Consider the following 311-nt stretch of genomic DNA (forward strand, 5'->3'; position numbering starts at 1 on the left):
ACGGGCGTCGACATCAATTCGTGGATCACCGCCTCGACGGGCGACGTGTCCATCAAGGCCGATGCGCTCGGCAAGGGCAACCTGAATCAGAACGCGGACGTGAAGGCGTACAAGGGCTCGGTCAGCCTCACAGGCAACAACGTCACGCAGAAGCTGGGCTACGTCACCTATGCCGGCAACGGCGTGAACATTGGCGCAACTGGCGCGCTTCAGGTCGCGCGGGTGGACACCGCGGGCGACGTGAAACTCGGCGCGGCGGGTCCCGTCAAGGTCGTCGACGCGATCAACGGGAGCAGCGTGGCCATGCAGGG

1 protein-coding gene is annotated in these 311 nt (G+C 65.3%); it reads left to right on the plus strand.

Annotated features, from left to right (window positions below; all coding sequences use genetic code 11):
- The coding region (locus U5775_RS39215; RefSeq protein ID WP_322063474.1) for a hypothetical protein at positions 1 to 311 on the plus strand (311 nt) is incomplete at both ends.

The organism is Paraburkholderia sp. J63, assembly GCF_905220245.1.
In the GTDB taxonomy this organism is placed as follows: Bacteria; Pseudomonadota; Gammaproteobacteria; order Burkholderiales; family Burkholderiaceae; genus Paraburkholderia.